The following is a 10,173-nucleotide window of genomic DNA, read 5'->3' as shown; positions in this document are numbered from 1 at the left end:
ACAGCACCTGCGATGGCACTGCCGTCCTTTAGCCACTCGTAATCAAAGGCAGTTCCTGAATCCCAAGCACCTGGCTCGGCAATCAGGAACTGCCCGATTTGGGCAGAGCCCGTGATGGTTGGGGTTGGGGAACTTGTAAAGCTTGAGATCGCTGCCTTTGGCGTTGAAGAGACTGCCATGGAGAGCTGACTGTAACCAATTACGTTGTGGGCGATGATCGCGAAGTAGTAGGTAACTCCCGGGGTCAGGTTGGTAACCACACAGGTTCTGAGATCAGGGGCTACGTTGCCAGCACATCCACCGCTTGTTACGAGGGTGAATGGGCCAGAGGCAGATAGCGATACCCAAACCTTGTAGTAGTCAATAAACGCTCCACCGTTCCAAGGCTCAGTCCAGTTCAAGCGAACCTCGTTGGTTAGCGCGGTAGCCGAAGGCTGCTCAGGCTGACTTGGAGTTCCTGGCATAACAACCGCAATGGTTGCGCTTTGCGATGCCGTAAAGCTCACCTGGGCAACTCTTGCTGAGTCGATCGGGTGGGTGACGTTCCAGGTGTAGGTGTTGTCTGCAACTAGGGAAGAGGCAAAGACGGCCACTGTCACCTCGCCACTGGCATTGGTCAGTGGCTCGGAGTGTGGGTAACCACCAGGCCAGGTCGTGCAGACCGGAGCGGTTGCACCTGGGAATGGTGTGTAGCTGCCAGTCTTACAGGTCTTGGTGTATCCAGAGAACTCAACAAATGCTCCGGCAACAGCGTTGTTTGAAGCCCACTCTTTGACCTGGAACTTAATCAGGTTCTGAGCCGGTAGCAAGATGTTGACGGTTCTTGACTGGGTAAAGGTGGTGTTTCCACCGGCCTCTAGGCCCCAAGGGATAACCGGAGAGGTTGGTGTCGCGGTGTTGGCTCTGCGAGAAGTGTTCACAAAGAGCCTTCCCAGGATTCCATTTGGAACCGTTAGCGAATACTCACCACTGGAATTAGTTGTGGTCGTGATTGCGTTCTCGTTATCAAGACCCGCGTATTGACCATCGTTTAGCCACTTGACCGGAGCGCCCGCTACCGGAGTTGTGCCGTCAGAGAGGAAGACCTTTCCGGTGACAGTCACAGGTTGGTTCATCACGACATTCAACGTGGTGTCGGTGGTGGTTGTGACGCTTAGATTTGTGGTTCTTGAGGTGTCGCTTGCATCACGAACCAAGAAGTCGTGCTTGAGAGTGCCCGATGTCAAGTGCTGCTGAGCAAAGATTGCGATCTTCACAACGCCTGATGAGTTAGCTCGAGGAGCGGAGTGAGCGTAGCCAGCTGGCCAGGTGGTGCAGGCTGCGTTAGTAGCTCCAGCAAAAGGCGTGTAGCTACCCGTTACACAAGTCTTGGTGTAGCCAACAAACTCCAAGATCGCCCCGGACATTGACGCTCCGGTCGAACCGTTTGTGACATTCACAGTGACATTGTTCTGCGCAGGCATCACAAGGTTGATCTCTTTGCTTACGGTCGAGCTGGTCATACCGCCAGCTTCCAGACCCCAAGGAAGTTGTGGGCTGGTTGGAGAAGCATTCTTTGGTGAGCGGCTAGTGCTAACAAACAAACGACCCAAGGTTCCGGCAGGTACTGATAGTGAGTACTGACCGGTGCTGTTGGTGGTTGCCTTCAGTGCATTGGAGTTCTCCAAGCCGGCATACTGACCATCGTTTAGCCAGTTCACAACTGCACCTGATACCGGTGTTACTCCATCGGCCATAAACACCTTGCCGGAGAAAACAACCGGTGGGTTCATCACGACGGTGACAGTTGCACTAGAGGTTGGGGTGAGATTAAAGGTTGTGCTCTTGGCCGCGTTCTGCGGATCGATCACCATGAATTCGTAGTTGGCATTTGCCACATGTACGGTGTCCAAAATTGCGATCGTCACCTTGCCCTGGGCATCAGTGACCGGTCCCGAGTGGGCATATCCGGCTGGCCAGGTTAGACAGCGTGGTGAGATAGCGGAGGCAAAAGGCGTATAGCTTCCGGTTACACAGCCCTTGGTGTCTCCGACGAACTGCACCTTGCCGCCGACGACCGGCTGGTTAGTGCCGTGCTGCACAACGGTGACGGTGGTGGTCTTGATGCTCGGCACCTTGATATCAACCACGGTGTCCTGGGTGATTGTCAACTTGCCACCGGCCTCCATGCCCCAAGGGGTTGGAGGAATGGTGTCAAGGCCGCGGTTGGCCCAGCGCGGGGTGTTTAGGAACAGCTCGCCCTCGGTGCCATTTGGGACCTGAAGCACATACTCACCCGCGAGGTTGGTGTAGCCAACCAAAGCATTTGAGTTGTCCAAACCTGCATACGCTCCAGAGGCCAGCCACTTAACCGGCATCTTTGCAACCGGGGTAACACCGTCTGCCAGGGTCACCTTTCCAGTGATGTAAGGCAGGTTGCTGGTCCAAGTAATTGCCACGTTGGACTTGTTCCACGTGGTGGTTGAGGCATCGCGAATACCGCGGACCTGGAAGCAGTAGAACTGTGCTTCCTGAAGATTGAATACCGGAAGGGCGGTAAGTCCAGGTCCGATGTAACCGAAGTGGGTGAATGGTCCGGAACAACCGTTTGGTCCGACCGAGACCTGAAGCTCTTGCTCGTAGTCACCGGCAACGGTGTCATCCCAGTCGACTCTCATGCGGTCGGTGTACAAAGCGGAAAGCTTGGTGTTAGTAACTGCACCGGCGAGCGCAGTTGTCTCAGAAACACAAGAGTCAACAAATGCCGAGACGTTTAGGCGTCCACCGGTTGCCACCTTGCCGGTCAAGGTTCCCATGGCGGTGGTGGTTGATTTAAGTTTTGCGATTGCTTGCTCTGCGGTGGTTCCTCGATAGGAAGCAAGACAGAGGGCGATTGCTCCGGTGACGTGAGGCGTTGCCATCGAAGTTCCACTGAGGGTGGCGTAGCCATCACCTGAGGTGGAGAGAATGTTGGATCCAGGGGCCGCTAGGTCGACCTTGGTCGAAGAGAAGTTTGAGTAGCTTGCAAGCAAGCCAGCCTGGTCAATCGCAGCAACCGAGACCACACAGTCAAATGGGCGGTGTGGGGTGGTGCAGTCATATGCCGCTGGGTACTGAGCGGTGGTTCCAAGATCAGTTGCATCGTTACCGGCTGCAGCTACGAAGATGATTCCGACATCGCCACCGCGCTTGATTGCATTTTCAAGCGAGCGTGAGTAGGCAGTGCCACCCCAAGAGTTATTGCTCGCGATGATGTCTAGACCTTTTTTCATGCGCAGCATGGTGATGTAGTCGATTGCCTCAATCGCATCCGCGATAGATGCCTGACCACTGGCGTTCACGATCTTGGCCGAGATCAGGCTCACGTTCCAGGCAACACCTGTCACGCCAAGCCCATTGCCACCAACAGCACCAATGGTTCCTGCAACGTGAGTTCCGTGTGGGTGTTCGCCGGCGTCATAGACGGTTGCATCGTTGTTTAGAAAGTCATATCCGTTGATGTCATCGATAAATCCATTGGCATCGTTATCGATGCCGTCACCTGGGGTCTCTTGAGCATTTGTCCACATGTTCGCGGCAAGGTCGGAGTGAGAAATGTTAATTCCGGAGTCGATAACCGCAACGTATACCGCGCGGGATCCGGTGTAGCCCTTGGCCCAGGCCCCAGCTGCGTTTACGCCGTTGGAGCTAGTTGGGCTGGTGGTCGAAGAGCTGGTTGAACCGTAAAGCCCCCACATGCTGCCATCTACATAACGGGTGTCATTGCTGGTGTTGTCGAGTTCAACCTCGTAGTTCGGCTCGGCAAATTCGACGCCGTCCAGTGCTTCAATGCGGGAGAGGTTTGTGGCGAGTGAGTCAAATGGGTTCACCTTCACCAAATAGGTGCCGGCACCTTCCAGACCAATCGCGGAGTAGTTCAGGATTGACCCGGAACTAAAGACTTCTTGCGCCGAAGGCGCATCTTTTTCCAGCTGAACAATCAGCTGGTTGGCGATGATTTCTTCGCCCTGGAATGTCTGTTCATTAGCGGCCATCGCAACAGTGCCCTGACCCAACAGCATCAGAAGTGTGGCAATTGTGACCGAAAGAACTCGAGAAAAAGACTTGTTCATTTTTACCCCGCTCGACGGGCGCAACAAGCTCCCATCACCCAAGTCTCAAAGTAACACCAATCAAGCAAATTGGCGAGAGGTCGAGGTAACGATTAAAAGTTGAGGCTAGTAGCCGTAGTAGCCGTCCCAGAATCCCGTCATGAATTCCTCCCAGAACAAAGCCAGGAAGATTACAGAGATGGTGCCAAGAACAAAGAAAATCCAACCGATGACGATTGCAGCTGTTGCCAGCCCGTCTCCACCCTTTGGAGGATTAGAGGATCTGATGTCATTTCGAGCCACATAGCCAAGAATCAAGCCCAAAAACGGGATGAACAGTACAGCAATGAGGGCTCCAATCGCTAGCCCCGAGGTCTGGGGAACTTGCATAGTTGGATACTGCGTCATCGGCATCTGCTGTGGCGCTCGCTCTTGAACTGAAGCGGCAGCACCCGGTTTTGGCTGTCCGCACTGTGAACAAAAAGTTGCACCCGGTGCAAACTCAGTACCGCATCCCTGACAAAACATTATGACTCCTTAAAAGCCGAAGGTCTTGCTCTCGAGGTTAGCACCAAGGATCATTCCAGTCACTAGATCTGGCTCTGGCCATGTCAGTGAAACTGTTGTTACGCGGTGAGATTCAGCACTAACCTTGTGAAATGCGTAAATCAAGGGTGATTACAGGTATTGCTGCCGGTCTAGTTGTTCTAGTTGCTGGCGGTGCTCTGGCTGTTGGCGACTACATCTACACGGCCGGTACCACGGTCGAATGCGCAGTGAATGCAGATGATGTTAATCACACCCCAGCCGAGTTCTACACCGCTGGTATTGACAACGGCCCGTTCCCTGGCGAGGGCTGGAACAAGTGGGTTGATTACGACCTAAGCGACTGGTGGCTCACCGACGTTGCCTACGAAGAAATAATGATCCCAGTCGCAGATGGCGTCGAACTTGCAGCCTGGTGGATCGCACCTCACTTTGATGAGACCAAAAAGACCGTCATTGTTACCCACGGCATCGGCACCAGCAAGCAGGACTTCAACACGCTTTTACCAACTTCCATGTTGGTAAAAGGTGGCTATAACGTCCTTCTAGTTGACCAGCGCGACGCTGGTGCATCGACCTGCACCGACGGTCGTCACTCAGCTGGCCAAGAGGAGTCGTCTGACTTCGCTGAGGTTGCAAAGTGGCTAAACACCGAAAAGGGAATTCCAGCAACTTCGCTTGGCATGTTTGGTGTTTCCGGAGGTGCAATTGCAGCCTCACTGGTTCCAGCAAAGACTGACTTGGTTTCTGCCTTCGCTATGGAAGGCACCATTTTTGACTTCAACGCTGCAGCTGCTCAAGAGGTGGAATACCAGGGCTTCCCAGCTTTCTTATGGCAGTTTGCCCAAGCTGCTGCACTTGTGCTGCACGGAGTGAATTTGACTGAGACCTCGGTCAAGGACTCGATCGTTATGGCTGGCGTAAGGCCAATGTTGATCCTTCACGGCGATGCTGACCAACGTTTGAAGTATCAGTCTTCGGTGGACTTCTACGACTACGCCAAATCGGTTGGTTCAAACATCACCTTTGAAACTTTCGAGGGTGCCGACCACACCGAGGGCATGCTCTCCGAGACCGATCGCTATGCGAGTGCACTGGTTGGTTTCTTCGATTCCAGCTTGAAGTAATTCCTACTTACAGGTCTTACCAAACTCTTTGATCATTGCAAGTTCCGTCTTGTCGACGCTCAAACCCCAGCGAATTTTCACCTTCACCCAGTTGGTGACATAGCTGCAGCGATAACCGGTGTTTACCGGCAGCCAGTCGGCTGGATCGCGATCTGACTTAGATCGATTTGAAGATGCCGTTACGGCAATAAGACTTCCGCCAAACCCTAGGTCATTGGCAAATTCTTTGCGCTTATCCGAGCTCCATGCATAGGCCCCAGAGTCCCACGCTTCTTTGAGCGGTATGAAATGGTCAACATCAAAACTCGACGGATCAGTGGTTGTCACCTGGTCATAGACCGAATACCACTCACCGCCATAAAGGTCGCAATCGCCGGAGACTGTTGGCTTTACTTTGGCCTCCGCAATCAACACCTCTCTTCTGGTGTTGCAGCCATCACCATCGGCATCGATCCAGTGCCTAAATAGGTCACGGTCGTATCCCGCGCCCTGCTCTGCGGCAACAACCAAGTCGGCAATCAATACCTGCAGGTCGGTTAGCTGGGTTGCTGGTTTAGTGGTCGGTTTTTTAGATTCTGTGGGCTTTGGTGAATCTGGAGATTCGGTGCTTGGGGAAATTGTTGGTGAAGCCGTAGGGGTAGGGGCTGGGGTCGCAGTTCGCGTGATTGTTTGAGTCGGAGAAGCCGAGGTAACCTGCTCGGTTGGCTCATCAGAAGAACTAAAGATCGAGACAATCCAGAGAATGACAACTAATCCACCAATGATGGAAAGTGACCCCCGATTTAGCCTCACGCTCTAAAGCTTAGAGAGGCTAAAGCAATCTTGGGCTAGCGGTGAGCTGGCTTAGGAACCAATTCGCCTGAATACTCTGCCTGCTCTGGCAGGTTTGCATTCAGGTATTCAAAATCGTCGTCGCTTAGTGTTACGTCCAGTGCGGTGATGCAGTCCAGGATGCTCTCGGTTCTGGTCGCTCCTGGGATTGGAATCACACTTGGTGAGGTCTTGATTTCCCAGGCCAGGGCGATTGCATACTTTGAGACGTTGTGCTTATTTGCGATCTCTTCAAAGGCATCCGAATCGGTGATGGCTTTTTTGTTGTTCATGCCGCCAAGTGGTGACCATGGCAAATACGCAACGCCATACTTCTCACACACCGCAAGCACATCTAGGTCATATCGGTAGCGCGGTGAGAACTCGTTCTGGATCGAGACAATGCCACCTTCGTCTGGACCTCCGGCAATCTTGATGGCGATTTCTAGCTGCTTGGCGTCGTAGTTTGAGACACCGATCTGATCGACAATGCCGCGCTCTTTTAGAGCCAAAACATTGGCGACCTGAGTCTCGAACACGATCTCTGGGTCTAGGCGGTGATGCTGCCAAAGGTCGATCTTCTCAACTCCCAAGCGTCCAGCCGATGCCTCAGCTGCGCGAAGTAGGTAGTCGAGGCTGCCGTTTCGGCCCCAACGCTCGCCTGGCTGTCGAGAAATGCCGGCCTTGGTTGCGACAACAACCTTGTTCTTCTGCTCCTTGGTGCCGGACCAGGTTCTAAGAGCCTCAGCAACGAATACTTCATTGTGGCCAAATTCATCCCAGGTCGGGGCATAAATGTCTGCGGTGTCCAAAAACGTCACACCGGCATCGAGCGCCGCGTGGATCGCTGGGATAGCGGACTCTTGGCGGCGCACTGGATCTAGTGCTGCCCCATTGGACCAAATCCAAGAAACGTTCATGCAACCGACACCGATTGCAGAGACCTGGCGATTACCTAGTTTGTGCTGCTTCATTAGTGCTCCCTACTAAATGGTGCTGACGTCAATTACAAAGCGGTAGCGTACATCGCTTTCCACCACACGGTCATATGCTGCATCGACAGCGGCAGCGTCACTGGCGTCCACGAGCTCGATGTTAGAAACGATGTTGTGCTCGGCACAAAAGTCCAGCATCTCCTGGGTGTCGGCGATGTTTCCAGTGTTTGCTCCGGAAATGGACTTGAGTCCGGTGACCATCTCGGAGGTTAGTTCCCTAAGTGGCAGCTCTCCCTTTTCAAACTTTCCGCCTGGGCTGTTGGTGACCAGGGAACGCGTGCTTGACATCTTTACCTTGTCTTTGGGGGTGAAACAATTCGGACTGTGAGTTAATGGTCAAATGAAACGTAGAACCAAGATTGTCCTCGCATCGATTCTAAGCCTGCTACTGGTTGGTCCATTCCTGATTCCGGTAAACAGTTCCGGAACCCTCACAAACGTTGAGGCCGCTACTGCGCAATTCGGCGATAAGAGCAAGTTCATTGAGGTAGTTGGGCACGACGTTCACTACCTAACCGCTGGAGATCCAAGTTCAGACAAGCTGATTCTTTTACTGCACGGCTTTGGTGCAAATGTCTCGACCTGGGACCTAGTTCTTGATGAGCTTGGTACCGAAGGTTTTGTGGTTGCCTACGATCGTGCAGCCTTTGGTTTCACCGAAAGACCAGAAACCTGGTCTGGCACCAACCCATATTCCTCAGCTGGTCAGCTAGAGGTAATTCAAGCGTTGGTGGATGAATTCGGTGACGGCAAAGAAGTTGTAATCCTTGGACATTCCGCAGGAGGCAATCTTGCCGCTGCCTTCGCTGCAGCAAATCCAGGGAGTGTTGATGAGCTGATCTTGTTGGCACCAGCGGTTTACAGCACCGGTGGAGGGCCATCCTGGCTGAACTGGATCTATGACATCCCGCAGCTCAACCACGTAGGTCCGGCACTGGTCTCTTCGATTGCCACCTCTGGCCTAGATCTTTTGCAAGAGAGCTACTACGACAAGAGTTTGGTCACCGAAGAGCTCACAGCCAAATACACCGCTCCGCTGAAAATCGTGGGCTGGGAAAAGGCGTTCTGGAACTACAACAAGGCTCCTCGGACCACCAATGTCGATAAGCAGCTGGCCCTACTCACCGTGCCGACCTTGGTTATTACCGGCGATACCGATGAGGTGGTAGCAACTGCCGATTCGATTCGCTTAGCGGGAGAGTTACCAAATGCCCAGCTGGTTGTGATTGAGAATTGCGGTCACCTACCAAATGAGGAGAAGTCGCAAGAATTCCTAACCGCGGTCGCGGGATTCTTGCTAGCCAACAAGTAATGTCTCGGTATGACATACAAAGGCGTATTTGGTTGGTTTAGGTTGCTGCTTGGGGTAGCGCTTCTTTCAAGCGTGGTTTGGCAGGTAACTGATCGAATCATCAACAACCTGTTTCGCCCCTGGGATTACTTCAGCAAACTCTCGATTGATTCTGCGATCCTTGCCGGCATAGTGCTGATAATCAGTGGTCTGTATTTGGTAAATCACCGCACTGAAACCAGCCGGCTAAACGTAATTCGACTTGGTGCAACGGTTGCCATGATCGTTATTGGGGCTGGCTATCACCTGCTTTTAGGCGATGGCGCCATTGACGCAAGAGATGTTGGCTACGAGTGGCCAGTGCTGCCAAACCTGATAATCCACACCTATGGACCGATCTTGATCACCCTGGACTACATCCTTTCCGTCAAAGGACCGAAGACCAATTTCCGCAAAGCGCTTTGGATCTTGGTTTTCCCCTATGTCTGGGTGCTTTTCAGCATCGTGCGCGGCTTCACTGCTGGCGAGTGGCCGTACTGGTTCCTCAACCCTGCCGAGGTTGGCGAAACCGGGGTTGCGCTCTACATCCTGGGCTTTACGATCTTTGGCTTGGGGCTTGCCTTCGTGTTGATATTGCTTCGCAGGCTTGCGCAAAAGCTCACCGGAAATCTCGCCAACGTTTAAGGCTGAAATTTATTCACCCTGCAATGGGTTATGAAAACCATGCTTAATTACGACGTGCCACTGACCATGTTGAGTGGCCAGCCTAGAAACCTCTCTGAGTTCAAGGGTCAGCTTTTGCTAATCGTGAATGTCGCCTCACGCTGCGGTCTCTCACCGCAGTATGAGCAGCTCGAGCAGCTGCAGAAGAAGTACCAGGACCGCGGCTTCAGTGTGTTGGGTGTCCCATCGGGCTCTTTCATGCAGGAACTCAAGGACAGCGACTCGATCGGTGAGTACTGCTCCACCACCTGGGGAGTCACCTTCCCGATGACAGAAAAGGCAGATGTCAACGGTCGCAAGCGCCACGAGCTCTACAAGCAATTGGTAAAGACCAAGGACGCCATGGGGCTTGCGGGCCCGGTGCTATGGAACTTCGAAAAGTACCTCGTGCTACCAAACGGTGAGATTCACCGCTTCCGCCCAAACATGCTTCCGGATGACCAGAAGATTGTTGCGCTAATCGAGGCTAATCTTCCTCGTTAGGTTCAAGATTTATCTTCTTCACCAAGCACTCGCAGTATTCGCATTCGCAGTTGAAGAAAAACTTCAAGCAAACTGAGCACAGCTCCATAACGCCTCCCAAGAACCAAAGCTATCCTTTGGTCATGACA

The 10,173-nt window shown here is 53.1% G+C and carries 9 protein-coding genes; 4 read left to right on the top strand and 5 right to left on the bottom strand.

All coding sequences use genetic code 11. The features are described 5' to 3' along the window. On the bottom strand, positions 1–4,091 hold a 4,091-nt coding region (locus tag AC128V_RS05285; RefSeq protein WP_482763637.1), incomplete at its 3' end, for a S8 family serine peptidase. Positions 4,092–4,196: 105 nt separating this feature from the next. Then, entirely contained in the window at positions 4,197–4,598 is a 402-nt protein-coding gene (locus tag AC128V_RS05280; protein WP_482763636.1) for a DUF4190 domain-containing protein, read from the bottom strand. A gap of 131 nt (positions 4,599–4,729) precedes the next feature. Between AC128V_RS05280 and AC128V_RS05275 the strand changes: the two genes are divergently transcribed. Continuing rightward, the gene (locus tag AC128V_RS05275; protein WP_482763635.1) at positions 4,730–5,743 is read left to right on the top strand and encodes an alpha/beta hydrolase; all 1,014 of its coding nucleotides are present in this window, start codon (positions 4,730–4,732) and stop codon (positions 5,741–5,743) included. A 3-nt stretch (positions 5,744–5,746) separates the two neighbouring features. Here AC128V_RS05275 and AC128V_RS05270 read toward each other — a convergent pair whose 3' ends face one another. The 3 genes from AC128V_RS05270 to AC128V_RS05260 are packed head-to-tail and all read right to left on the bottom strand — an operon-like array spanning position 5,747 to position 7,836. After that, on the bottom strand, positions 5,747–6,535 hold the full coding sequence (locus AC128V_RS05270) for an HNH endonuclease family protein (RefSeq protein WP_482763634.1): 789 nt from the start codon (positions 6,533–6,535) through the stop codon (positions 5,747–5,749). Between the two features lie 35 nt (positions 6,536–6,570). Then, positions 6,571–7,527, bottom strand: coding sequence for an aldo/keto reductase (locus tag AC128V_RS05265; protein WP_482763633.1), 957 nt, complete (start codon positions 7,525–7,527; stop codon positions 6,571–6,573). Between the two features lie 12 nt (positions 7,528–7,539). Continuing rightward, positions 7,540–7,836, bottom strand: a complete 297-nt coding sequence (locus AC128V_RS05260) for a hypothetical protein (protein WP_482763632.1) — start codon at positions 7,834–7,836, stop codon at positions 7,540–7,542. A 52-nt stretch (positions 7,837–7,888) separates the two neighbouring features. Between AC128V_RS05260 and AC128V_RS05255 the strand changes: the two genes are divergently transcribed. Genes AC128V_RS05255 through AC128V_RS05245 form a run of 3 tightly spaced genes read left to right on the top strand, consistent with a single transcriptional unit; the run spans position 7,889 to position 10,045 of the window. Next, positions 7,889–8,860: an alpha/beta fold hydrolase gene (locus AC128V_RS05255; RefSeq protein ID WP_482763631.1), complete on the top strand. Its 972-nt coding sequence runs from the start codon at positions 7,889–7,891 to the stop codon at positions 8,858–8,860. A gap of 9 nt (positions 8,861–8,869) precedes the next feature. Beyond that, complete coding sequence (locus AC128V_RS05250) at positions 8,870–9,523, top strand: Pr6Pr family membrane protein (protein ID WP_482763630.1); 654 nt, start codon at positions 8,870–8,872, stop codon at positions 9,521–9,523. 39 nt (positions 9,524–9,562) lie between these two features. Next, positions 9,563–10,045, top strand: a complete 483-nt coding sequence (locus tag AC128V_RS05245) for a glutathione peroxidase (protein ID WP_482763638.1) — start codon at positions 9,563–9,565, stop codon at positions 10,043–10,045. The last annotated feature ends 128 nt before the right edge of the window (positions 10,046–10,173 follow it).

This window comes from Aquiluna sp., assembly GCF_965064355.1.
This window is presented reverse-complemented; position numbering and strand designations above follow the sequence as displayed.

Coding starts and splice junctions, on each gene's coding strand:
- AC128V_RS05280 (WP_482763636.1), bottom strand. CDS start 4,598: ATGTTTTGTCAGGGATGCGGTACTGAGTTTGCACCGGGTGCAACTTTT.
- AC128V_RS05275 (WP_482763635.1), top strand. CDS start 4,730: ATGCGTAAATCAAGGGTGATTACAGGTATTGCTGCCGGTCTAGTTGTT.
- AC128V_RS05265 (WP_482763633.1), bottom strand. CDS start 7,527: ATGAAGCAGCACAAACTAGGTAATCGCCAGGTCTCTGCAATCGGTGTC.
- AC128V_RS05260 (WP_482763632.1), bottom strand. CDS start 7,836: ATGTCAAGCACGCGTTCCCTGGTCACCAACAGCCCAGGCGGAAAGTTT.
- AC128V_RS05255 (WP_482763631.1), top strand. CDS start 7,889: ATGAAACGTAGAACCAAGATTGTCCTCGCATCGATTCTAAGCCTGCTA.
- AC128V_RS05250 (WP_482763630.1), top strand. CDS start 8,870: ATGACATACAAAGGCGTATTTGGTTGGTTTAGGTTGCTGCTTGGGGTA.
- AC128V_RS05245 (WP_482763638.1), top strand. CDS start 9,563: ATGCTTAATTACGACGTGCCACTGACCATGTTGAGTGGCCAGCCTAGA.